Annotated in this window: 24 protein-coding genes; 13 read left to right on the forward strand and 11 right to left on the reverse strand. The window is 67.7% G+C overall.

Annotation, left to right across the window (positions count from 1 at the left end; all coding sequences use genetic code 11):
• Positions 1-4: 4 nt before the first annotated feature.
• From folE to PSEWESI4_RS22210, 4 genes are all read right to left on the reverse strand, one after another.
• Entirely contained in the window at positions 5-550 is a 546-nt protein-coding gene (gene folE / locus PSEWESI4_RS22195) for a GTP cyclohydrolase I FolE (RefSeq protein WP_187673395.1), read from the reverse strand.
• Positions 551-659: 109 nt separating this feature from the next.
• Positions 660-1,217: a Smr/MutS family protein gene (locus PSEWESI4_RS22200; RefSeq protein ID WP_187673396.1), complete on the reverse strand. Its 558-nt coding sequence runs from the start codon at positions 1,215-1,217 to the stop codon at positions 660-662.
• Between the two features lie 48 nt (positions 1,218-1,265).
• Complete coding sequence (locus PSEWESI4_RS22205) at positions 1,266-1,586, reverse strand: hypothetical protein (protein WP_187673397.1); 321 nt, start codon at positions 1,584-1,586, stop codon at positions 1,266-1,268.
• Positions 1,587-1,693: 107 nt separating this feature from the next.
• The gene (locus PSEWESI4_RS22210; RefSeq protein WP_187673398.1) at positions 1,694-2,287 is read right to left on the reverse strand and encodes a cysteine hydrolase family protein; all 594 of its coding nucleotides are present in this window, start codon (positions 2,285-2,287) and stop codon (positions 1,694-1,696) included.
• 144 nt (positions 2,288-2,431) lie between these two features.
• Here PSEWESI4_RS22210 and prmB point away from each other — a divergent pair, with 144 nt between their 5' ends.
• Positions 2,432-3,352, forward strand: coding sequence for a 50S ribosomal protein L3 N(5)-glutamine methyltransferase (prmB, locus tag PSEWESI4_RS22215; protein ID WP_187673399.1), 921 nt, complete (start codon positions 2,432-2,434; stop codon positions 3,350-3,352).
• A 45-nt stretch (positions 3,353-3,397) separates the two neighbouring features.
• On the opposite strand, the gene PSEWESI4_RS22220 is transcribed toward prmB, so the two are convergent.
• A complete protein-coding gene (locus PSEWESI4_RS22220) occupies positions 3,398-4,177 on the reverse strand; it encodes a hypothetical protein (protein WP_187673400.1) in 780 nt (259 codons plus the stop codon).
• A gap of 71 nt (positions 4,178-4,248) precedes the next feature.
• The gene (locus tag PSEWESI4_RS22225; protein ID WP_187673401.1) at positions 4,249-5,205 is read right to left on the reverse strand and encodes an alpha/beta hydrolase; all 957 of its coding nucleotides are present in this window, start codon (positions 5,203-5,205) and stop codon (positions 4,249-4,251) included.
• A gap of 129 nt (positions 5,206-5,334) precedes the next feature.
• Here PSEWESI4_RS22225 and aroC point away from each other — a divergent pair, with 129 nt between their 5' ends.
• The 7 genes from aroC to pdxB all read left to right on the forward strand — a co-directional run bounded on the left by aroC (position 5,335) and on the right by pdxB (position 11,300).
• On the forward strand, positions 5,335-6,426 hold the full coding sequence (gene aroC, locus PSEWESI4_RS22230; protein WP_187673402.1) for a chorismate synthase: 1,092 nt from the start codon (positions 5,335-5,337) through the stop codon (positions 6,424-6,426).
• Positions 6,427-6,621: 195 nt separating this feature from the next.
• Positions 6,622-7,785, forward strand: a complete 1,164-nt coding sequence (locus PSEWESI4_RS22235) for an MFS transporter (protein WP_187673403.1) — start codon at positions 6,622-6,624, stop codon at positions 7,783-7,785.
• Positions 7,782-8,396 carry a methylthioribulose 1-phosphate dehydratase gene (locus PSEWESI4_RS22240; RefSeq protein ID WP_187673404.1) on the forward strand — a complete coding sequence of 205 codons (615 nt, stop codon included), beginning with the start codon at positions 7,782-7,784 and terminating at the stop codon, positions 8,394-8,396. Before PSEWESI4_RS22235 ends, PSEWESI4_RS22240 begins: the two co-directional genes overlap by 4 nt.
• A 99-nt stretch (positions 8,397-8,495) precedes the next feature.
• Positions 8,496-9,041, forward strand: a complete 546-nt coding sequence (locus PSEWESI4_RS22245) for a 1,2-dihydroxy-3-keto-5-methylthiopentene dioxygenase (protein ID WP_187673405.1) — start codon at positions 8,496-8,498, stop codon at positions 9,039-9,041.
• A gap of 141 nt (positions 9,042-9,182) precedes the next feature.
• Positions 9,183-9,866, forward strand: a complete 684-nt coding sequence (mtnC, locus tag PSEWESI4_RS22250) for an acireductone synthase (RefSeq protein ID WP_187673406.1) — start codon at positions 9,183-9,185, stop codon at positions 9,864-9,866.
• A gap of 47 nt (positions 9,867-9,913) precedes the next feature.
• Entirely contained in the window at positions 9,914-10,102 is a 189-nt protein-coding gene (locus PSEWESI4_RS22255) for a PLDc N-terminal domain-containing protein (protein WP_187673407.1), read from the forward strand.
• A gap of 67 nt (positions 10,103-10,169) precedes the next feature.
• Positions 10,170-11,300 carry a 4-phosphoerythronate dehydrogenase PdxB gene (gene pdxB / locus PSEWESI4_RS22260; protein ID WP_187673408.1) on the forward strand — a complete coding sequence of 377 codons (1,131 nt, stop codon included), beginning with the start codon at positions 10,170-10,172 and terminating at the stop codon, positions 11,298-11,300.
• 23 nt (positions 11,301-11,323) lie between these two features.
• Here the strand turns inward: pdxB and PSEWESI4_RS22265 are convergent, their stop codons facing one another.
• Positions 11,324-11,500 (reverse strand): PA1571 family protein, encoded by a 177-nt coding sequence (locus tag PSEWESI4_RS22265; RefSeq protein ID WP_187673409.1) that lies wholly within the window; start codon positions 11,498-11,500, stop codon positions 11,324-11,326.
• A 216-nt stretch (positions 11,501-11,716) separates the two neighbouring features.
• Between PSEWESI4_RS22265 and PSEWESI4_RS22270 the strand changes: the two genes are divergently transcribed.
• From PSEWESI4_RS22270 to PSEWESI4_RS22280, 3 genes are all read left to right on the forward strand, one after another.
• Positions 11,717-12,835, forward strand: coding sequence for an ATP-NAD kinase family protein (locus PSEWESI4_RS22270; protein WP_187673410.1), 1,119 nt, complete (start codon positions 11,717-11,719; stop codon positions 12,833-12,835).
• A 62-nt stretch (positions 12,836-12,897) separates the two neighbouring features.
• Positions 12,898-13,302: a GFA family protein gene (locus PSEWESI4_RS22275; RefSeq protein WP_187673411.1), complete on the forward strand. Its 405-nt coding sequence runs from the start codon at positions 12,898-12,900 to the stop codon at positions 13,300-13,302.
• 36 nt (positions 13,303-13,338) lie between these two features.
• Positions 13,339-15,102 carry an ABC transporter transmembrane domain-containing protein gene (locus tag PSEWESI4_RS22280; RefSeq protein WP_187673412.1) on the forward strand — a complete coding sequence of 588 codons (1,764 nt, stop codon included), beginning with the start codon at positions 13,339-13,341 and terminating at the stop codon, positions 15,100-15,102.
• Between the two features lie 54 nt (positions 15,103-15,156).
• Here the strand turns inward: PSEWESI4_RS22280 and rhtA are convergent, their stop codons facing one another.
• The 3 genes from rhtA to PSEWESI4_RS22295 all read right to left on the reverse strand — a co-directional run bounded on the left by rhtA (position 15,157) and on the right by PSEWESI4_RS22295 (position 17,099).
• Positions 15,157-16,032, reverse strand: a complete 876-nt coding sequence (rhtA, locus tag PSEWESI4_RS22285; protein WP_187673413.1) for a threonine/homoserine exporter RhtA — start codon at positions 16,030-16,032, stop codon at positions 15,157-15,159.
• 116 nt (positions 16,033-16,148) lie between these two features.
• Entirely contained in the window at positions 16,149-16,430 is a 282-nt protein-coding gene (ppnP, locus tag PSEWESI4_RS22290) for a pyrimidine/purine nucleoside phosphorylase (RefSeq protein WP_187673414.1), read from the reverse strand.
• A gap of 129 nt (positions 16,431-16,559) precedes the next feature.
• Positions 16,560-17,099 carry an exonuclease domain-containing protein gene (locus PSEWESI4_RS22295; RefSeq protein WP_187673415.1) on the reverse strand — a complete coding sequence of 180 codons (540 nt, stop codon included), beginning with the start codon at positions 17,097-17,099 and terminating at the stop codon, positions 16,560-16,562.
• Positions 17,100-17,124: 25 nt separating this feature from the next.
• Here PSEWESI4_RS22295 and PSEWESI4_RS22300 point away from each other — a divergent pair, with 25 nt between their 5' ends.
• A complete protein-coding gene (locus PSEWESI4_RS22300) occupies positions 17,125-18,069 on the forward strand; it encodes an NAD(P)-dependent oxidoreductase (protein ID WP_268960818.1) in 945 nt (314 codons plus the stop codon).
• Between the two features lie 176 nt (positions 18,070-18,245).
• On the opposite strand, the gene PSEWESI4_RS22305 is transcribed toward PSEWESI4_RS22300, so the two are convergent.
• The gene (locus PSEWESI4_RS22305) at positions 18,246-18,587 is read right to left on the reverse strand and encodes a DMT family protein (RefSeq protein ID WP_187673417.1); all 342 of its coding nucleotides are present in this window, start codon (positions 18,585-18,587) and stop codon (positions 18,246-18,248) included.
• Between the two features lie 88 nt (positions 18,588-18,675).
• Here PSEWESI4_RS22305 and PSEWESI4_RS22310 point away from each other — a divergent pair, with 88 nt between their 5' ends.
• Positions 18,676-20,931, forward strand: a complete 2,256-nt coding sequence (locus tag PSEWESI4_RS22310; RefSeq protein ID WP_187673418.1) for an alpha-glucosidase — start codon at positions 18,676-18,678, stop codon at positions 20,929-20,931.

Below are 20,931 nucleotides of genomic sequence, written 5' to 3' on the forward strand. Positions count from 1 at the left end.
CCGATCAGTTGATCAGGCTGAGGAATTCGCTGCGGGTCGCGGCATTCTCACGGAATTCGCCGAGCATCACCGAGGTGACCATCGACGAGTTCTGCTTTTCCACACCGCGCATCATCATGCACATGTGCTGGGCCTCGATGACCACCGCCACGCCCAGCGCGCCGGTGACCTGCTGGACGGCCTCGGCGATCTGCCGGCTGAGGTTTTCCTGGATCTGCAGGCGCCGCGCGTACATGTCGACGATGCGTGCCACCTTGGACAGGCCGAGCACCTTGCCGTTGGGGATGTAGGCGACGTGCGCCTTGCCGATGAAGGGCAGCAGGTGGTGCTCGCACAGCGAGTACAGCTCGATGTTCTTCACCAGCACCATTTCGCTGTTGTCGGAGCTGAACAGGGCGCCGTTGGTGACTTCTTCCAGCGTCTGCTCGTAACCGCGGCAGAGGTACTGCATGGCTTTCGCGGCGCGCTTGGGCGTGTCGAGCAGGCCCTCGCGGGTCACGTCCTCACCGAGCTGGCCGAGGATCGCTACGTAGTGCTGTTCCAATGACATGGATGTTCCTGTGGGGTTTATCGCAAAGGCGCAGGGTAGGGTGTGGCAGCCCGGCTGGCAAGGGCGAAGCGCGCCGTGCCGGCCGGCTTTTCGGGACGTCCGGCGTGGATCATTCGTCGCGGCCGTCGAGCATGGTGCGCTTGAGCAGCACGTAGATCGCCCCGGTGCCGCCATGCCTGGGCAGGCAGGAGGTGAAGCCGAGCACCTGCGGGTGCTGGCGCAGCCAGGTGTTGACGTGGCTCTTGATCAGTGGCCGCTTGCCGTCCATGCGCGCCGCCTTGCCGTGGGTGACGCGCACGCAGCGGATTTCCAGGCGGTTGGCCTCGGCGATGAATTCCCAGAGGGTGTCGCGGGCCTTCTCCACCGTCATGCCGTGCAGGTCGAGGCTGCCTTCGAAGCTGACCTGGCCCTGCTTGAGCTTGCGCATCTGGCCGTCCTGCACGCCGTCGCGGGCCCAGTAGAGTTCGTCCTCGGCGCCGACGTCGATGACGAACTGGTCGGACAGTCCATCGACCTTGGTCGATTCGACGCGTTCGGTCGCGGCCTGGCGCAGGGTGGCGAGGCGGGTGCGGTCGGTCTTGGGTTTGCCGGTATCGGCGCGGTCGTGCTTGATCGGCTTGACGCCGCGCATCTCGGTCTTGAACAGGGAAAAATCGTCGTCTTGCATAAGGGCCTCCGCGAGGGGCCCAGTTTAACCGCTCAGACCGCGCGGGCGTCAGTCGTGCTTCTTCATCAGGTGTGGCGACAGGCTGAGGTCGTCGCCACGGCGCAGCCGGCGCCGGCAGGCACGCCAGGCGAGCACGCCCAGCCAGAGGAACAGGAGGCCGACCACCAGCAGGACGATACCGGCGCCGGGCGAGGTGTCGAAGGTGCCGAGTGCCGGCGGGCGACCGAGCAGAGTGGCTGCGCCCGCCATGGACACCAGTACGCCGAGGATGGCGAACAGCGCGGCGAGCGCCGCGCCGAAGCGCCAGCGCCAGACGCGTGGTCCTCGCGGACGCAGGCGGCGAGCATCGAAACCACCGGATAATTTCATGCCGACTTCCTCTACTAGTTATCGGCGGTATGACCGGGCGCCGGCGGCGAGGTTCCGGCCACTGCGCGGATCGCTCCGGGTGGCCGATGAATAACGCGCCGCGCGTCTCAGATCAAGGCAGCCGCATGCGGCACCACCGCCGCGAAGTTGTCCGCCAGGGCCGCCATCTCCGCGCGGTGCAGGTCGGCGGCGCTGATCACCCCGTCGCCGCAGGGCAGGTCGCGGGTGGCGCAGGCGGTTTCCACCAGGGTGCAGCGATAGCCGTAATCCTTGCAGGCGCGGACCGTGGTGCTGATGCTGGAGTGGGTCATGAAGCCGCAGATGATCAGGTCCAGATGGCCGAGGGCCTGCAGGCGGTCGTGCAGGTCGGTGCCGGAGAAGGCGTTGGGCAGGCGTTTTTCCACCACCACCTCGCCGGGGTGCGGGGCCAGTTCCGGCAGGAAGCGTCCGCGCGGGCCGCGCGGGTCGAGGAAGCCATCCGGCACCCCGAGGTGCTTGACGTGAACGATGGACGTCCCGGCGGCACGGGCGGCGCTCAGCAGGCTGGCGATTTCTCCGACCGCGGCGTCCAGCCCCGGCAGCGGCACCAGGCCGCTGCGGTATTCCTCCTGGGCATCGATGATGATCAGGCAGGCGTTCTGCAGGCTGGCAGGCGCATAACTGCGACCGGTGATCTGGAGGAGGGTTTGGGGACGGGACATGCAAGGTACTCCTGACGAACGCGCGATGCCTTTCATTGTCACTCCCCAGCACGGCGCTGTGAACCTCTCTCGGACTTTTCTCCACATGGATGGCATTCGCGGCCTGTCGCTCTACAATGCGCGCCTGGCTTCTGGAGAACCGTCGTGACCGCCGCTACCTCTCAATTGCGCACCTTGCGTGACCATATCCGCTGGGCCGTCAGCCGCTTCCATGCCGAGGGCCTGTTCTTCGGCCATGGCACCGACAATGCCTGGGACGAAGCCCGCCAACTGGTGCTCGGCGCCCTGCACCTGCCCTGGGAGGTCTCCGACGGCTACCTGGACTGCCGCCTAGAGGACGACGAGCGCGAGCACTTGCAGGCGCTGCTGCGGCGGCGCATCGAGGAACGGGTGCCGACCGCCTACCTGTTGGGTGAGGCGTGGTTCTGCGGGCTGCCGTTCGTGGTCGATCAGCGTGTGCTGATCCCGCGCTCGCCGATCGCCGAGCTGATCCAGCAGCGCTTCGAGCCGTGGCTGCCGCGCGAGCCGGCGCGCATCCTCGATCTTTGCACCGGTTCCGGCTGCATCGGCATCGCCTGCGCCTACGCCTTCCCCGAGGCCGAGGTGGCGCTGGCCGACCTGTCCTTCGAGGCGCTGGAAGTGGCCTGGCAGAACATCGAGCGGCACGACCTGGAGGATCGCGTCTACACCGTGCAGGGCGACGGTTTCGCCGGCCTGCCGGGGCAGCGCTTCGACCTGATCGTTTCCAACCCGCCCTATGTCGACGCCGAGGATTTCGCCGACATGCCCGCCGAATACCACCACGAGCCGGCGCTCGGCCTGGCCTGCGGCGACGATGGCCTGGACCTGGTGCGGCGCATGCTGGCCGAGGCGGCCGACCACCTGACCGAGCAGGGCGTGCTGATCGTCGAGGTGGGCAACAGCCAGGTTCACGTGCAGGCGCTGTATCCCGAGGTGGACTTCACCTGGCTGGAGTTCGAGAGCGGCGGCCACGGCGTGTTCCTGCTCGCCGCCAAGCAGTGCCGCGAGCACCGGGCACTGTTCCAGGCGCGTCTCAAGGGGTGATTGTCGTGATGCTCCGTCGCGGCCGCGACGGAGCATCGATGGACCCTAGCGGGTCGCGATCCAGATGAGCAGGCCGGCCTGGAACACGGCGAAGGCCACCAGGCAGGTGATGGTGAAGCGCAGGGTGCCGTCTTCGCGCTTGAACACGGCGATGCGTTCTTCCAGCTTGCGGATCTTGTTTTCCTGTTCCTGGAGGTTGCGGTCGGCCTGTTCGAGCATGGCGGCTGCGTCCTGCAGGCCAACCACCTGGACCTTGTCCTTGTGCCAGTCCGGATGCAGCGAGCTGACCCGCTCGGCGCTGTATTGCGCCTTGAGTTGCAGGGCATCCTGATACTCGACGTCGAAGCCCTGGGAGCGCAGGAAATGGTCGCGGCGGGCGCGGGCGTCGTCGCTCAAGGCGTCCTTGATCCCCAGCGCGCCGCCCTCGACCCGGTAATGCGCCCAGCGCTGCCTGGCCCAGGCGATGCCCTGGGCGAGCAGGAAGCGGCCCAGGCCGCGGTTCACCGGTTCGATCTGCAAGCCGCTGTCGGCGCCGAAGCGGATTTCCTTGCCTCGGTGATCGGCCCATACCTCCAGCAGGTTCATCTCGCGGCGCAGGCGTTGGCCGGGCAACTGGACGGTCAGGCGCAACAGGCTCTGCGCCGGAGTGTGGCGCTCGACCCGGCCGAGCTGGACGAAACGCAACGGCCGCACCCCGGTGTACCGGTCGGTCGGCAGCGGGGCGAGACGCAGCAGGTGGAACTGCTCGGGGCCGAGCTCGGCCCAGGGATGCGCCTGTACGGGCTGTTCCGGCGTGTCGGTGGTCGAGGTGCTGGTCTCGGTCATGGCGTTGGTCTGGAACGGTTATGCCTGTCGATACGGCTTTATCGGCCGTTCATGGCCCGGCTGGAGGGTGGCTATGTGCCATTTCTGCGAACGAAGTCGATGACGCCGTCGACGAGCTGGCGCGCCAGCGGCAGGTCCGGGTCGCTGTAGGAGGCCAACTGGCGCCGCACATCGTCGGGCACGATGCGCAGCACGTGGTTCATGCCGGGCACCAGCAGCAGCTCGGCGTCGGGCTTGGCGGCCTTGAGCGCTTCGGCATCCTTCACCCCGACCTGGATGTCGTGGCTGCCCTGGGCGACCAGCGCCGGGATGCGCAGCCGGGCGAAGGCGGCCGCCGGGTCGTGGCGGAACAGCGAGATCAGGTAGGGCTGCACGCTGGGCCGGAACAGCACCTGCAAGGCGTCCGGTACCTGCTCGGAAGTCTGGCCGGCCTTGAGGCTGGCGATCAGGGCTTCGCTCTGTGCCAGCAGCGGAGGCGGCAGGCGGACCTGCAACTGCTCGCGCAGCACCTGGTCGATGGGCCGGGAGGCACCGGCGATCGATACCAGCGCCGCCGCTCCGGCGCGTTCGGCGGCCAGGGCGGCGATCAACGCGCCTTCGCTGTGGCCGATCAGGGTCAGCTTCGAGAAGCGTGAGTCCGCGTCGAGCAGGCGACCCCAGGCCGCCGCGTCGTCGACGTAGCCTTCGAGGCTGAGGTCGCGCTCGTCCGATCCGGCTGCCCGGCTGGCGGCGATACCGCGCTTGTCGTAGCGCACGCTGGCGATGCCCTGGATGGCGAGCGCCCGGGCCAGACGCTTGAGGCTGTCGTTGCGCCCGCCGAGCGGGTTGTTGCCGTCGCGGTCGGTGGGGCCCGAACCGGCGATCAGCAAGGCGACCGGCACCGGATCGGCGCTTTTCGGCAGCAACAGGGTGCCGTGCAGGATGCCCGTTCCGGTGTCCAGCTCGATCGGCCGGTTCAGCACGGTGAAAGGGCTGGCGCTGGCTATGCCGGCGAACAGGGAAAGGCTCAAGAGGATCACTCGCAGCATGATGGGGACTTCGGAAGGGCGATCTGCCTTGGAGGAGCGAGGCGGCAGAAGGTTCGTGGATGAACTGCCTCGGCGCCGCGGGTATACTCCCGGACCCTGAGAACCTGGCTGATTCTGCGGAGCGTTTCGATGTCCGGCAACACCTACGGCAAGCTGTTCACTGTCACCACCGCCGGCGAGAGCCACGGTCCGGCACTGGTCGCCATCGTCGACGGCTGCCCGCCGGGCCTGGAGCTGTCGCTGGAAGACCTGCAACACGACCTCGATCGCCGCAAGCCGGGTACCAGCCGCCACACCACCCAGCGCCAGGAAGCGGACGAGGTGGAAATCCTCTCCGGGGTCTTCGAAGGCCGGACCACCGGCACGCCGATCGGCCTGCTGATCCGCAACACCGACCAGAAGTCCAAGGACTACTCGGCGATCAGGGACCTGTTCCGCCCGGCCCACGCCGACTATACCTATCATCACAAGTACGGCGTCCGCGACTACCGTGGCGGCGGCCGCAGCTCGGCGCGCGAGACCGCCATGCGCGTGGCGGCCGGCGCCATCGCCAAGAAGTACCTGGCGAGCCTGGGCATCAGCGTGCGCGGCTACATGAGCCAGCTCGGCCCGATCGAAATCCCCTTCAAGGCCTGGGACAGCGTCGAGCAGAACGCCTTCTTCAGCCCCGACCCGGACAAGGTGGCGGAGCTGGAGGCCTACATGGACCAGTTGCGCCGCGACCAGGACTCGGTCGGTGCGAAGATCACCGTGGTCGCCGAGGGCGTGCCGCCGGGCCTCGGCGAGCCGATCTTCGACCGCCTGGACGCCGAGCTGGCCCATGCGCTGATGAGCATCAACGCGGTGAAGGGCGTGGAGATCGGCGCCGGTTTCGCCAGCGTCGCCCAGCGCGGCACCGAGCACCGCGACGAGCTGACGCCCGAAGGTTTCCTGTCCAACAACGCCGGCGGCATCCTCGGCGGGATTTCCTCCGGCCAGCCGATCGTCGCCCACCTGGCGCTGAAGCCGACTTCCAGCATCACCACGCCGGGCCGCTCCATCGACGTGAGCGGCAACCCGGTGGACGTGGTGACCAAGGGCCGTCACGACCCCTGCGTCGGCATCCGCGCCACGCCCATCGCCGAGGCGATGATGGCCATCGTGCTGATGGACCACCTGCTGCGGCAGCGCGCGCAGAATGCCGGGGTAAGCGTGACCACGCCGGTGCTGGGCCAGCTTTGAGAGGCCGCGCCCGTAGGGTGGGTTAGGCGCCTCTCCGTGGCCAATGGCCGGACCACGGAGCCGCGGGCGCCGTAACCCACCAACCGAGCCAACCCTGACCCGCCGGTGGGTTATGCGGCACGGCAGGTCCGGCGCGGCACAGAAAGCATGGTGTCGCGTCGCTAACCCACCCTACGTCGGTACCTGTTCCAGACCATGACTGCCTTGCCGTACTGGCGCCTGTCCAGCTTCTACCTGTTCTATTTCTCCCTGCTCGGCGCCACGGCGCCGTTCCTGGCGCTGTATTTCCATCACCTGGGCTTCTCCAGCGCGCGTATCGGCGAACTGGTGGCGATTCCCATGCTGATGCGCTGCGTGGCGCCGAACCTGTGGGGCTGGCTCGGCGATGTCACCGGCCGGCGCCTGGCCATCGTGCGTTTCGGCGCGTTCTGCACGCTGATCTGCTTCGCCGGTATCTTCGTCAGCCACAGCTACGCCTGGCTGGCGCTGATCATGGCGGCGCACGCCTTCTTCTGGCACGCGGTACTGCCGCAGTTCGAAGTGATCACCCTGGCCCACCTGCGCGAGCAGGCGTCGCGCTACAGCCAGATCCGCCTGTGGGGCAGCATCGGCTTCATCCTCACCGTGGCCGGGCTCGGCAAACTGTTCGACCTGTACAGCCTAGACGCCTATCCCTGGGCGCTGGTGGCGATCATGGCCGGGATCGTGGTCAGCAGCCTGTGGGTGCCCAACGCCCAGCCCAGGGCGCATGGCGGAGAGGTGGGTGAGGGCGGCTTCCTCGCCCAGTTGTGGCGGCCCGGCGTGCTGGCCTTCTACGCCAGCGTTGCCCTGATGCAGCTCAGCCACGGGCCGTACTACACCTTCCTGACCCTGCACCTGGAGAGCCTCGGCTACTCGCGCGGCCTGATCGGCCAGTTGTGGGCGCTGGGCGTAGTCGCCGAGGTGCTGCTGTTCCTGGTGATGAACCGCCTGCTGGCGCGCTTTTCCCTGCACCAGGTGCTGCTCGCCAGCTTCCTGCTCGCCGCCCTGCGCTGGCTGCTGCTCGGCAACCTGGCGGATCATCTGTCGGTCCTGCTGTTCGCCCAGTTGCTGCACGCGGCGACCTTCGGCAGCTTCCATGCCGCCGCCATCCATTTCGTCCAGGGCAGCTTCGGTCCCCGCCAGCAGGGCCAGGGGCAGGCGCTCTACGCGGCGATGGCCGGTATCGGCGGTGCCCTGGGCGCGCTGTACGCCGGCTATAGCTGGAGCAGCCTGGGGCCGGCCTGGACTTTTGGCATCGCCAGTCTGACGGCGCTGGCCGCAGCCGTTATCATCGCCAACCGTCTACCCCGATTCGCAATACGAGAGGAACGCGCATGAGCCGCGAACAACTGGCCCAGGAAATCATCGACGCCGGGCGTTTTCTCTACGGGCGCGGCTGGTCGCCGGCCACCAGCAGCAACTATTCGACGCGCCTGTCCGCCGACCAGGCGCTGCTCACCGTGTCCGGCAAGCACAAGGGCCAGCTCGGCCCGGACGACGTGCTGGCCACCGATCTCGACGGCAACAGCCTGGAGCCGGGCAAGAAGCCTTCGGCGGAAACCCTGCTGCACACCCAGCTTTACCGCTGGAAGGCGGAGATCGGCGCAGTGCTGCACACCCACTCGGTGAACGCCACCGTGTTGTCGCGGCTGACGCCGGGCGATCATCTGGTGCTCGAGGACTACGAGTTGCAGAAGGCTTTCAGCGGCGTGACCACCCACCAGGGCCAAGTGCTGGTGCCGATCTTCGACAATGACCAGGACATCGCCCGCCTGGCCGCCAAGGTGCAGCCCTGGCTGGACGACAACCCGGATTGCGTCGGCTACCTGATTCGCGGGCACGGTCTTTATACTTGGGGGCCGCGCATGAGTGATGCGCTGCGCCAGGTCGAGGCCTTCGAGTTCCTGTTCGAGTGCGAGCTGAAAGTGCGCAGCATCGCGAACGCCTGATCGCCGTCGATGCTTCCTTCCACCGAAGATGCCTGACCAAAAAGAAAGCCGGCCCCGACCCGCGAGTCGTGCGGGAGGAGGCACGAGGAGTAACCGCCAATGAGCCGATTGACCGTCTATCACGAATCCAGCCCCGAACTGCCGAACAAGGTCCTCACCCACGTCGAGGACATCGCCGCGACCCTCGCCGAGGTCGGCGTGCGTTTCGAGCGCTGGGAAGCCCAGGCACCGATCAGCGCTGGCGCGAGCCAGGACGAAGTGCTGGCCGCCTACCGCCCGCAGATCGACAAGTTGATGAACGAGCGAGGCTATATCACCGTCGACGTGGTCAGCATGAACCGCGACCACCCGCAGAAGGCCGAGCTGCGTGCCAAGTTCCTCGACGAGCACCGCCATGGCGAGGACGAAGTGCGTTTCTTCGTCGCCGGGCGCGGGCTGTTCACCCTGCACATCGAGGATCATGTCTACGCCGTGCTGTGCGAGAAGAACGACCTGATCTCGGTGCCGGCCGGTACCCGCCACTGGTTCGACATGGGCGAGGAGCCGCATTTCGTCGCCATCCGCCTGTTCAACAACCCCGAGGGCTGGGTGGCCAAGTTCACCGGCGAGGACATCGCCAGCCGCTTCCCGCGCCTCGACGACTGAACGTGGTGGGTTGGGTTTCGCAGGCCCAGCCCACTCCGCTCACCGACACCGCGCTTTTGTAGGAGCGGCCCATGGCCGCGATATGCCGGCACGGCCATGGGCCGCTCCTGCAATTCCATCTCAGCTCATGTGGAATCCCGTATGCCCATCAAAGCCATCCTCACCGACATCGAAGGCACCACCAGCGCGGTGAGCTTCGTGTTCGACGTGCTGTTCCCCTATGCCGCCGAGCACCTGCCGGAGTTCGTCCAGGCCCATGCCGGGGAGCCGGAGGTGACCGCCCAGCTCGACGCGGTGCGCGCCGAAGCGGGCGAGCCGCAGGCCAGCGTCGGGCGGGTGATCGAGATCCTCCTGCAATGGATCGCCGAGGACCGCAAGGCCACGCCGCTCAAGGCGTTGCAGGGCATGATCTGGCAGCAGGGCTACGAGGCCGGGCAGCTCAAGGGGCACGTCTACCCGGATGCGGTGGAGGCGTTGAAGCGCTGGCACGCCGAAGGCTATGCGCTGTACGTGTACTCGTCCGGCTCGATCCAGGCGCAGAAGCTGATCTTCGGCTGCTCGGTGGCCGGCGATCTCAGCCCGTTGTTCTCCGGCTACTTCGACACCACCTCCGGGCCCAAGCGCGAGGCGGCGTCCTACGCGCGGATCGTCGCCGAGATCGGCGTGCCGGCGGACGAGGTGCTGTTCCTCTCCGACGTGGTACAGGAGCTGGACGCCGCCGAGCAGGCCGGCCTGCAGACCATCGGCCTGGCCCGCGAGGGCGGGACGCTGGAAGGCCACCAGACGGTGGTCAGCTTCGCGGTGATCGACCTCGACGCTCTATAGAACCGTTCGGGCTATGCTGGGGTTACCCTTCGCATAGGAGCGTCGTCATGGATTTTGGTGGCAGCCTGGTTGGTCTGATCATCCTGGCCCTGGATATCTGGGCCATCCTGCACGTGGTGAAAAGCAGTTCGGAAACCGGCATCAAGGTGTTGTGGATCCTGCTGATCGTGCTGCTGCCGCTGCTCGGCCTGGTCCTCTGGGCGGTGGCTGGGCCGCGCGGCAATTTGCGCTTCTGATCGGCCTCGGAAGCACGCCTTGGACAAGGCAATCGCCTAGAATGGGCCTCTGTTCCGGGAGGCTGCGATGCGAATTCTTGCCGATGAAAACATTCCCCTGATCGACGCCTTTTTCGGCGGCTTCGGCGAAATCCGCCGGCTGCCGGGTCGTGCCATCGACCGTGCGGCGCTGGCCGATGCCGACGTGCTGCTGGTGCGTTCGGTGACCCGGGTCGATCGCGACCTGCTGGCCGGTAGCGCGGTGCGCTTCGTCGGCACCTGCACCATCGGCACCGACCACCTCGATCTCGACTATTTCCACGAGGCCGGCATCGCCTGGTCCAGCGCTCCGGGCTGCAATGCGCGCGGCGTGGTGGACTACGTGCTCGGCAGCCTGCTGGCGCTGGCGGAGATCCATGGCGCGGATCTTTCCCGGCGTCGCTACGGCGTGGTTGGCGCCGGCCAGGTCGGTGGGCGTCTGGTCGAAGTATTGCGTGGCCTGGGCTGGAATGTGCGGGTCTGCGACCCGCCGCGCCAGGCCGCCGAGGGTGGTGATTTCGTCGGTCTAGACGAAATCCTCGCCGAATGCGACGCCATCAGCCTGCATACCCCGCTGGACACGACCACCCTCCATCTGCTGGATGCCGGGCGACTGGCTCGCCTGCGGCCCGGCGCCTGGATGGTCAACGCCAGTCGTGGCGCGGTGGTCGATAATCGTGCACTGCGCGAACTGCTGGAGCGGCGCGAAGATGTCGAGGCGGTGCTGGATGTCTGGGAAGGCGAGCCGCAGGTGGATGTCGACCTGGCGCGGCTATGCCGGGTGGCCACTCCGCATATCGCCGGCTACAGCCTGGAGGGCAAGCTGCGCGGCACCGCGCAGATCTACCAGGCGTTCTGTGCCTATCTCGGTCGGGCGCCGGAAGTCCGACTGGATGAATTGATGCCGGTTGCCTGGCTGGCGGAGGTCGGGCTGGATGCCGATACGCCGGTGGACTGGGCGCTGGCCACGCTGTGCCGCGCGGTGTACGACCCGCGCCGCGACGACGCCGATTTCCGCCGCTCGCTGCGTGGCGATCCGTCCGAACGCCGCGTGGCTTTCGACAACTTGCGCAAACACTATCCGGTGCGCCGCGAGATCGATGGTCTGCGTGTGCGCCTGAACGGCGAGGCACCCGGGTTGGCGGGGCTGGTGAAGGCGCTGGGCGCGACGCTTCTGTAGATCGCGTCGCGCCCCTGTGCCGTTCAGTCTTTCTTGGGCGAACCCATGCAGGTCTTGTCCATTTCGCGGCAGGCGCGCTGGACCATCTGCTCGGTGATCGGGATCTCCCGGCCCTGGGCGTCGATGATCGCGCCGCCGACCGGCTGCTGCGGCGGGCGAGCAGGCGTCCGGCGTCCGGAATTGGTGTTCTGCAAGCTCATGGCCTGTCTCCTTTCTCATCAGGTTATGAGATCAGTCTAGGGCGTCCGGATGAACGCCGAGTGACAATGGAAACACCCCGAAACGGTGCGATGCCCGACCAGGGGAGGCAGGATGACGGAGTCCGTCATGAAAGGGGCGCAGGCACCCGGGCAAGGTTGCCCATGATCTTATTCGTGCCGGTCGAGCGGGCCGGCACATGTTCGAACGAGGTAGGCATGACGCTATTTCATCTTGGCCTGATCATCAATCCGCTGGCCGGTCTCGGCGGACCAGCGGCACTCAAGGGTAGCGACGGGGTAGCCGCCGAAGCCCTGGCGCGTGGCGCCGAACCACGCGCGGCCCAGCGCACGCGCATCGCCCTGGAGTGCCTGCGGCCGCTGGCCGAGCGCATCGAGTTCCTGACCTTTCCCGGCCCGATGGGCGGCGACCTGCTCGCCGAGATGGGTTTTCGCCACCGCCGGGTCGGTGAACTGGACGGAGAGACCACCAGCGCCGCGGACACCCGCCGCGCCATCGAATGCCTGCAAGAGGCCGGGGTGGCGCTGATTCTCTTCGCCGGCGGCGACGGCACCGCCCGCGACGTCTGTGCGGCGGCGCGCGAGGGCCAGCCGGTGCTGGGCATCCCGGCCGGGGTGAAGATCCATTCCGGGGTCTATGCGATCAGCCCGCGCGCGGCCGGCGAACTGGCCCGGCGGCTGGTCGAGGGTGGCCTGGTGCGCCTGGCCGGCGGCGAAGTGCGCGACCTCGACGAGGCGGCGCTGCGCGATGGCCGGGTTGCCGCGCGCTGGTACGGCGAACTGACCGTGCCGGAGGAGGGCGGCTTCATGCAGCAGGTCAAGCAGGCCGGCATGGAATCCGAGGAACTGGTGCTCGCCGAGCTGGCCGCCTGGCTGGAGGACACCTGGGAGCCGGGCGTGCGCTACGTGCTCGGCCCCGGCTCGACCCTGCACGGGCTGGCCGCCAACCTCGGCCTGCAGACCACGCTGCTGGGCGTCGACGTGATCGAGGACGGCCGGCTGATCGCCACGGACGTCACCGAGGCGCAACTGTTCGAGCTGGTCGACGGCCACCCGGCGCGTCTGCTGGTCACCGCCATCGGCGGCCAGGGACACATCCTTGGGCGCGGCAACCAGCAGATAAGCCCGCGCGTGCTGCGATCCATCGGCCTCGACCACCTGCGGGTGGTGGCCACCAAGCGCAAACTGAGGACGCTGGAGGGCCGTCCGCTGCTGGTGGACAGCGGCGACCCGGCGCTGGACGAGGCGTTCCCCGATGCGGTGCGGGTCTGGGCCGGGTATAAGGAGGAGCTGTTGTATCCGGTGGGGCATCTGTAGGCGCGAGATCACTGGCGATTTCCGGTCGAGGCCGGGGGCGCGGATAAGTCCAGGAGGAAGTCATGTACCAAGGCGGTTGCCTGTGCGGCGGGGTGCGTTATCAGGTCGAAGGGGAGCTGGCTCCGATCCAGATCTGCCATTGCGGCCAGTGCCGAAAGGCGCAGGGTACGGCGTTCGTCACCAACATCCCGGTGGCCGAGGCGGATTTCCGGTTGCTCCAGGGGGACGAACGACTCAAGGCGTTCGAGTCCTCGCCCGGCAAGTGGCGGGTGTTCTGCGACCAGTGCGGTTCGCCGCTGTTCAGCCGCACCGCCAGGTTGCCCGGCGTGCTGCGCATTCGCGCCGGCAGCTTCGATGGTGAGCTGGCGACCCGGCCAGTGGCGCACTTCCATGTGGCATCCAAGGCCAACTGGTGGACCATCGGCGATGATCTGCCGCAATTCTCCGACACCGACCGGAAGGCTTGACCCAGGAGCCCCGCGTCCCTCCACAAGAGCGACTTCATGACTTGGTTTTCCTCCCGCCAGCGCAATGCCCTGCGTCTGGCCCGGCGCTTCGTCGCGCCGTACCGCTGGCAATTGGTCGGCGCGCTGGTGGCGCTGCTGTTCACCGCGGCGATCACCCTGTCCATCGGCCAGGGCATCCGCCTGCTGGTCGACGAGGGGCTGCTGACCCAGTCGCCGCAGATGCTGGAGCGCTCCATCGGGGTGTTCATGCTGCTGGTGGTGGCGCTGGCGGTCGGTACCTTCACGCGTTTCTACCTGGTGTCCTGGCTCGGCGAGCGTTTCGTCGCGGATATCCGCAAGCGGGTGTTCGACCACCTGATCGAGCTGCATCCGGGCTTCTACGAAAGCAATCGCGCATCGGAAATCCAGTCGCGACTGACCGCCGATACCACGCTGTTGCAGACGGTGATCGGCTCGTCGCTGTCGATGGCGCTGCGCAACACGCTGATGCTGGTTGGCGGGGTGATCCTGCTGTTCGTCACCAATGCCAAGCTATCGGCCATCGTGCTGGCCGCGCTGCCGCTGGTGATCGCGCCGATCCTGCTGTTCGGCCGGCGGGTGCGCAGCCTGTCGCGACAGAGCCAGGACCGCGTGGCGGACGTCGGCAGCTACGTCGGCGAGGCGCTCGGGCAGATCAAGACGGTGCAGGCCTACAACCATCAGCAGCAGGACAAGGTCCGTTTCGCCGACACCGTGGAGAGCGCTTTCGAGACCGCCCGCAAACGCATCGCCCAGCGTGCCTGGCTGATCACCGTGGTCATCGTCCTGGTGCTCGGCGCGGTGGCGGTGATGCTCTGGGTCGGCGGCATGGACGTGATCGCCGGGCGGATTTCCGGCGGCGAGCTGGCGGCCTTCGTGTTCTACAGCCTGATCGTCGGCATGGCCTTCGGCACCCTGAGCGAAGTGATTGGCGAGCTGCAACGCGCGGCCGGCGCGGCCGAGCGGATCGCCGAACTGTTGCAGGCGCGCAACGAGATCGTCGCGCCGGCCGGTGGCGAGCGGCTGCCCGAGCGGGTGGCGGGCCGCATCGACATCGAGGCGTTGCGCTTCGCCTATCCGACTCGGCCGGAGCGGCTGGTGATCGACGGTCTCGACCTGCGGGTGGAGGCGGGCGAGACCCTGGCCCTGGTCGGTCCTTCCGGCGCCGGCAAGTCGACCCTGTTCGACCTGCTGCTGCGCTTCTTCGACCCGCTGTCCGGGCGCATCCTGATCGACGGCCGGCCAATCGAGCGCCTGGACCCGCGCGACCTGCGTCGCTGTTTCGCGCTGGTATCGCAGCATCCGGCGCTGTTCTTCGGCAGCGTCGAGGACAACATCCGCTACGGCCGGCCCGAGGCGACGGCGGCCGAGGTGGAGGCGGCGGCGCGGGCGGCGCACGCCCACGAGTTCATCCTGCAGATGCCGGATGGCTATCGCACCCATCTGGGCGAGGGTGGCCTGGGGTTGTCCGGCGGGCAGCGCCAGCGCCTGGCCATCGCCCGCGCGCTGCTGGTGGACGCGCCGATCCTGCTGCTCGACGAAGCCACCAGCGCCCTGGATGCGCAGAGCGAGCACCTGATCCAGCAGGCGCTGCCGGCCCTGATGGCCGGGCGCACCACCCTGGTGATCGCCCACCGCCTGGCCACGGTGCAGGGCGCCGACCGCATCGCGGTGCTCGACCATGGCCGGCTGGTGGCCATCGGCACCCATGCCGAGCTGGTGGCCGGCAATCCGCTCTACCGGCGCCTGGCCGAGCTGCAATTCGGCGCACTGGAAACGTGACGCAGGGTGGGCCGGGCGGCGTTCCGCTCCGGCCCACCAGGACATTTGGGGTCTTCAGACTTCCGGTTGCGGCGCCTTGCCCTTCACCGTCGCCGCCGCGCCGGTGGAGGCGAGCATGATCGCGGCGATCGCCAGCCACTGCTCCAGGCTCAGCCGCTCGCTCAGGAACAGCAGGCCGGACAGCGCGGCGATGGCCGGCTCGATGCTCATCAGGGTGCTGAAGGTGCGTGCCGGCAGGCGGGTCAGGGCGACCATCTCGAGGTTGTAGGGCAGCGCCGAGGACAGTACCGCCACGCCCAGCGCCACCGGCAGGATCGCCCAGGAGAACAGCGCGCTGCCGGCCTCGATCAGGCCGACCGGGAACACCAGCAGGGCGGCGACCACGGTACCCAGTGCCACGGTGTGCCCGCCGTGTTCGGCGCCGGCCTTCTGGCCGAAGACGATGTACAGCGCCCAGCTCAGCCCGGCACCGAGGGCCAGCGCCATGCCCAGCGGGTCGAGCGCTGTGCTGTTCAGGTCATGGGGCAGCAGCAGCCAGAGGCCGAATGCGGCCAGGGCGATCCACAGGAAATCCAGCCAGCGGCGCGACGACAGCAGCGCCAGCCCCAGCGGGCCGGTGAACTCCAGGGCTACCGCGATGCCCAGCGGCACGGTCTGCAAGGCCATGTAGAACATCAGGTTCATGCTGCCCAGCGCGGCGCCGTAGGCCAGCAGCGAACGGCAGGAACGCAGGTTCAGGTTGGCGCGCCAGGGGCGCATCAGCACGGTGAGGATGATCGCCGCCAACCCCAGGCGAAGCGCCGTGGTGCCTTCGGCGCCGACCAGCGGGAACAGGCCCTTGGCCAGGGCAGCCCCGCCCTGGATCGAGGCCATGGCCACCAGCAGAAGACCGATCGGCAGGAGGATGGAAGAGGTCTGGGAGCGCGGCATGGGACGGAGTCCGGAATGATTTGGAAGGAGAACGGCGGCGATGTCTCGGGCCGCATATGGGGTGCGCCAATAAAAAAACCGGCCATGAAGGCCGGTTTCCGGGACCTTCGCGCCGCTTAGCGGTATTCGCAAAGATAGGCGGTATCGCTGGCCACCTTGAGCTGGAACTTGCTGTTGGCCGGCACGGTGAAGTTGCTGCCCGCCTCGAACGTCTGCCAGTTGTCGCTGTCCGGCAGCTTGACGGTCAGGGCGCCGGCGATCACGTGCATCACCTCCAACTGGCTGGTGCCGAACTCGTACTCGCCGGCAGCCATCACGCCGATGGTGGCGGGACCGGCGGCCATGTCGAAAGCGATGGATTTGACGGTGCCGTCGAAGTATTCGTTGACCTTGAACATGCGGGAATCCTCGGGAGGGGCTGAAAAAGGCGAAACAGTATGCCCAAGGGACATAAAACCGTCATCCGCTTTATTGGGCGCTTTCCCGGGGTTGTAACAGGCTGAAATCCGCTGATTGGCGCCGCCGGCTCAGGGGATTACCAGCGGCAGCAACCGGGCGGTATTGCGGGCATCTTCCAGCGCCCGGTGCTGCTGGCCCTGGAAGGCGAAGCCGGCCAGTTGCAGCGCCGTGTGCAGGCCCACCGGGCGGGGCAACTGGCGCTCCTTGGCGAAGCGCTGCTTGAGGTTGAGGTGCGGCACCTGGCCGAGCAGGCTTTCCAGGCCGTGCTGGCGCCATTCCAGTTCCAGTTGCCTGCGGTCGTAGTCGCCCCAACTGACCCAGCCGAGCAGGCGGTCGCGATGCGTGCCGATCCAGCGCTCGAATTGCGGCCAGACGGCCGGGAAGGCCGCCGCGCTGTCGACGCTGGCCTGGCTGATGTGGGTGAGCTCGCGGCAGAAGGCGGTCAAGCAGGGGCGCCGTAGCGGGCGGACGAAGCGCTGGAAGTGGTCCACCTCGCGGCCGGTGGCGTCGACCAGGCTGGCGCCGATCTCGATGACCTCCATTTCCTCCACCGGCCAGCCACCTTCCTCGGTGGTGGCCTCCAGGTCGATAACCAGCCAGAGTCCCATGGTGCCTCCTCATGTTGCTGGCAGTATGGAAGGCCGCGACGGGCTCGGCAAACCGCGTGCTAGGCTGTCGGCAAAGCGAACGAGAAGGAGTATGGCGATGGCTAAGGTGGCATTTATCGGGCTCGGTACCATGGGTTTCCACATGGCCGGGCACCTGGCGTGCGAAGGCCATGAAGTCTGCGTGTACAACCGCAGCGCCGCCAAGGCGGAGCTGTGGTGCGACGAGTTCGCCGGCGAATCCGCGCCGACCCCGCGCGAGGCGGCGAAGGACGCGGAGCTGGTGATGACCTGCGTGGGCAACGACGACGACCTGCGCAGCGTGTTGCTGGGTGCCGATGGCGCCTTCGCCGGGATGGCGCCGGGCAGCGTGCTGGTCGATCACACCACCGCCTCGGCGGAGGTGGCCCGCGAGCTGGCCGCTCTGGCCGCCGAGCATGAGCTGGGCTTTCTCGACGCGCCGGTGTCCGGCGGCCAGGCCGGGGCGGAGGCGGGCATGCTGTCGGTGATGGTCGGCGGCGACCAGGCCTTCTACGACCGCGCCGCGCCGGTGATCGAAAGCTACGCCAAGCTGGTCAAGCGCATGGGCCCGGTAGGCAGCGGCCAACTGACCAAGATGGTCAACCAGATCTGCGTGGGCGGCCTGGTCCAGGCCCTCGCCGAGGCACTGAACTTCGCCCAGGCCGCGGGGCTCGACGCGCAAGCGGCGATGCAGGTGATCAGCCATGGCGCGGCGCAGTCCTGGCAACTGGAGCATCGCCACCAGACCATGCTGGAAGGCAAGTTCGACTTCGGCTTCGCCGTCGACTGGATGCGCAAGGACCTGGCGATCATCCTCGAGGAAGCCCGGCGCAACGGTGCGCAGTTGCCGGTGACGGCGCTGGTCGACCAGTTCTACGCCGAGGTGCAGGCCATGGGCGGCGGCCGCTGGGACACTTCCAGCCTGATCGCCCGGCTCAGGCTGGCCAGATAGTTGGCGTGATCGGTCGCAATGACCGGCGCGACTCGTCCCTGGCCGACATCGAAAGCTATGTCATGATTCGGCGAGCTGGAGCCAGGCAGGTGGAAATGGCCGAAAGCGCGGAGCCTACGGGTGTAGATGAGCCGCCCGAGGCCATTTCCAACGGCGCATGGCCGATGCTCAGCAGATCATGCGCGGAAGATGAAATACACCGCGCCGAGAAGGCATAGCCCCGCCCACAGATAGTCGAGCTTCAATGGCTGCTGCATGAACAGCACGCTGAACGGCACGAAGATCGCGAGGGTGATGACTTCCTGCATGATCTTCAACTGGCCGACCGACAGCTCGGTGTAGCCGATACGGTTGGCCGGCACCATGATCAGGTATTCGAACAGAGCGATGCCCCAGCTCACCAGGGCGGCGATGACCCAGGGCTTGCTGTTCATGGTCTTCAGGTGGCCGTACCAGGCGAAGGTCATGAACAGGTTGGAGAGGCTGAGCAGGAAGGCGGTCTGCATCCAGATCGGCATGATGATGATCCCGTAAGCGAGGCGGCGCGCAGGTTAAGCGGTGCGTGGTCCGTTGCCAAGCGGGTGATGAATGGATAAGGAACGGTCGATGGGCTGGTTGGGCAGGGGGGCGGTCGCGTTGGCCGCGTTGGGGGTGGTGGCGGCGGGCTGGTATGCCTGGCAGGGCGGGCGCGAGCGGCCGGTATGGAGCGAGTTGCACGTGCCGCCGGCTTTCGCGGCGCCGCGCAGTTTCTCGCTTGGCGAGTACGAGTTCGCCTGGCGGGGACGGGGTTTCGATCTGCATCGCGCGGCGCATCCGGAGAAGAGCTTGTGGGCGGCCCAGGGCGGCTTTCTGGCCGCCGGCATCGGCCATGCCCGGGTCGAGGAGCATCGCGGGGCGATGTTTGTCGACGAGCGCCGTGGCCTGTTGTGCCGCGAGCAGAGCGTCGAGGGTTTCCGGCTGGTCGGCCGGCAACTGGCCATCGACGGCCACCTGCGCTGCACCGACGGCCGGATCAGCGCCTACCGGTTGAGCCTGGAGGACGACGGAGCGCGTGGCCTGCGCCTGGCGGTGCAACTCGACGACCCGGCCCTGAACCGCCTCTACCTGAGCTGGTCGCGCGATCCCGACGAGCACTTTTTCGGTTTCGGCGAGCAGTTCAGTCATTTCGACCAGGCTGGCCGCCGCCTGCCGATCCTCGTACAGGAGCAGGGTATCGGCCGTGGTCTGCAACCGATCACCCTGGGGGCGAACCTGACCGCCCGCGCCGGCGGCGACTGGTGGACCAGCTATGCGCCGGTGCCGCACTACCTGACCAGCAAGCTGCGCAGTTTCTTCAGCGAGTCGGGCGCCTACCAGGTGTTCGACCTGCGCGACGAGCGCCGCGTGCAGTTGGAGGTACACGAAGGGCGGCTGGCTGCGCGTCTGTATGCCGGCGACAGCCCGAGCGAGCTGGTCGAGGCGCATACCTCGCTGGTCGGGCGCATGCCGCCGCTGCCGGAGTGGACCCAGCATGGCGCCATCGTCGGCCTGCAGGGTGGCACCGCGCGGGTGCGCGGCATCCTCGACAAGCTGGAGCGTGCCGGCGTGCCGCTGGCCGGGGTCTGGTTGCAGGACTGGGTCGGCCAGCGCAGCACCAGCTTCGGCAAGCAGTTGTGGTGGAACTGGACCCTGGATGAGCGGCACTACCCGCACTGGCCGGAACTGAGCGTGGAGTTGCGCGGCAAGGGCGTGCGCACCCTGGGCTACGTCAACCCGTTCCTGGTCGACGTGGCGGAAAAGGGCGGTGGGGCGCGCAACCTGTACCGCGAAGCGCTCCGCCAGGGCTATCTGGTACGCGATGCGGCGGGGCAGCCGCTGTCGCTGCTCAACACCAGCTTCAGCGCTGGCCTGGTCGATCTCAGCAATCCCGCCGCTCGCGCCTGGCTCAAGCAGGTGCTCAAGGAGGAAATGCTCGCCCGGGGCTTCTCCGGCTGGATGGCCGACTTCGGCGAAGCGCTGCCGTTCGAGGCGCAGTTGGCCAGTGGCGAGGACGCTGCGCTGGCGCACAACCGCTACCCCGAAGAGTGGGCACGGCTCAACCGTGAACTGGTGGAGGAGGTTGGCGGCGCCGGGGAGCTGCTTTTCTTCACCCGCGCGGCTTACAGCCGTAGTCCCGGCTTGACCACCAGCATGTGGCTGGGCGACCAGTTGGTCACCTGGGACCGTCACGACGGGCTGCACAGCGCCCTGATCGGCCTGCTCAGCGGCGGGCTGTCCGGCTTCAGCCTCAACCACAGCGATACCGGCGGCTATACCACCATCCGCAACTGGTTGAAGGATTACCGGCGCAGCGAGGAACTGCTGCTGCGCTGGATCGAGTTCTCCGCTTTCACCAGCCTGCTGCGCAGCCACGAAGGCAACCGCCCGCAAGACAACCGGCAGGTCTACGATTCACCTGTCGCCCTGGCCCATCTTGCCCGCTTCACCGGTGTCTTCACCGCCCTGGCGCCTTATCGCGCCCGACTGATGGAGGAAGCCGCTCAACGCGGCCTGCCGCTGGTACGGCCGCTCTGGCTGCACTATCCGGACGACCCCGCCAGCCTGGAGGAGCCGCCGCGCAGCTTCCTGCTCGGCGACCAACTGCTGGTGGCGCCGGTACTGGAGGAGGGTGCAGATACGCTGGAGGTGGCACTGCCGGCCGGGCGCTGGGTGCACCTGTGGTCGCAGCGCGAGTTCGTGGCGCGTGCGGGAGGCCGGGTCAAGGTCGCCGCGCCGCCGGGCCAGCCGGCGGTGTTCTATCCCGTCGGCTCGCTGGTCGGCGAGGAACTGCGCCGCGCACTGGACGTCCGGGGACTGCTGACTTCCCCGGTATCCGCCGAGTAG

The sequence above is a fragment of the Zestomonas carbonaria genome, from assembly GCF_904061905.1.
In the GTDB taxonomy this organism is placed as follows: domain Bacteria; phylum Pseudomonadota; class Gammaproteobacteria; order Pseudomonadales; family Pseudomonadaceae; genus Aquipseudomonas; species Aquipseudomonas carbonaria.

Coding starts and splice junctions, on each gene's coding strand:
- folE (WP_187673395.1), bottom strand. CDS start 550: ATGTCATTGGAACAGCACTACGTAGCGATCCTCGGCCAGCTCGGTGAG.
- PSEWESI4_RS22200 (WP_187673396.1), bottom strand. CDS start 1,217: ATGCAAGACGACGATTTTTCCCTGTTCAAGACCGAGATGCGCGGCGTC.
- PSEWESI4_RS22205 (WP_187673397.1), bottom strand. CDS start 1,586: ATGAAATTATCCGGTGGTTTCGATGCTCGCCGCCTGCGTCCGCGAGGA.
- PSEWESI4_RS22210 (WP_187673398.1), bottom strand. CDS start 2,287: ATGTCCCGTCCCCAAACCCTCCTCCAGATCACCGGTCGCAGTTATGCG.
- PSEWESI4_RS22220 (WP_187673400.1), bottom strand. CDS start 4,177: ATGACCGAGACCAGCACCTCGACCACCGACACGCCGGAACAGCCCGTA.
- PSEWESI4_RS22225 (WP_187673401.1), bottom strand. CDS start 5,205: ATGCTGCGAGTGATCCTCTTGAGCCTTTCCCTGTTCGCCGGCATAGCC.
- aroC (WP_187673402.1), top strand. CDS start 5,335: ATGTCCGGCAACACCTACGGCAAGCTGTTCACTGTCACCACCGCCGGC.
- PSEWESI4_RS22235 (WP_187673403.1), top strand. CDS start 6,622: ATGACTGCCTTGCCGTACTGGCGCCTGTCCAGCTTCTACCTGTTCTAT.
- PSEWESI4_RS22240 (WP_187673404.1), top strand. CDS start 7,782: ATGAGCCGCGAACAACTGGCCCAGGAAATCATCGACGCCGGGCGTTTT.
- PSEWESI4_RS22245 (WP_187673405.1), top strand. CDS start 8,496: ATGAGCCGATTGACCGTCTATCACGAATCCAGCCCCGAACTGCCGAAC.
- mtnC (WP_187673406.1), top strand. CDS start 9,183: ATGCCCATCAAAGCCATCCTCACCGACATCGAAGGCACCACCAGCGCG.
- PSEWESI4_RS22255 (WP_187673407.1), top strand. CDS start 9,914: ATGGATTTTGGTGGCAGCCTGGTTGGTCTGATCATCCTGGCCCTGGAT.
- pdxB (WP_187673408.1), top strand. CDS start 10,170: ATGCGAATTCTTGCCGATGAAAACATTCCCCTGATCGACGCCTTTTTC.
- PSEWESI4_RS22265 (WP_187673409.1), bottom strand. CDS start 11,500: ATGAGCTTGCAGAACACCAATTCCGGACGCCGGACGCCTGCTCGCCCG.
- PSEWESI4_RS22270 (WP_187673410.1), top strand. CDS start 11,717: ATGACGCTATTTCATCTTGGCCTGATCATCAATCCGCTGGCCGGTCTC.
- PSEWESI4_RS22275 (WP_187673411.1), top strand. CDS start 12,898: ATGTACCAAGGCGGTTGCCTGTGCGGCGGGGTGCGTTATCAGGTCGAA.
- PSEWESI4_RS22280 (WP_187673412.1), top strand. CDS start 13,339: ATGACTTGGTTTTCCTCCCGCCAGCGCAATGCCCTGCGTCTGGCCCGG.
- rhtA (WP_187673413.1), bottom strand. CDS start 16,032: ATGCCGCGCTCCCAGACCTCTTCCATCCTCCTGCCGATCGGTCTTCTG.
- ppnP (WP_187673414.1), bottom strand. CDS start 16,430: ATGTTCAAGGTCAACGAATACTTCGACGGCACCGTCAAATCCATCGCT.
- PSEWESI4_RS22295 (WP_187673415.1), bottom strand. CDS start 17,099: ATGGGACTCTGGCTGGTTATCGACCTGGAGGCCACCACCGAGGAAGGT.
- PSEWESI4_RS22300 (WP_268960818.1), top strand. CDS start 17,125: ATGGAAGGCCGCGACGGGCTCGGCAAACCGCGTGCTAGGCTGTCGGCA.
- PSEWESI4_RS22305 (WP_187673417.1), bottom strand. CDS start 18,587: ATGCCGATCTGGATGCAGACCGCCTTCCTGCTCAGCCTCTCCAACCTG.
- PSEWESI4_RS22310 (WP_187673418.1), top strand. CDS start 18,676: ATGGGCTGGTTGGGCAGGGGGGCGGTCGCGTTGGCCGCGTTGGGGGTG.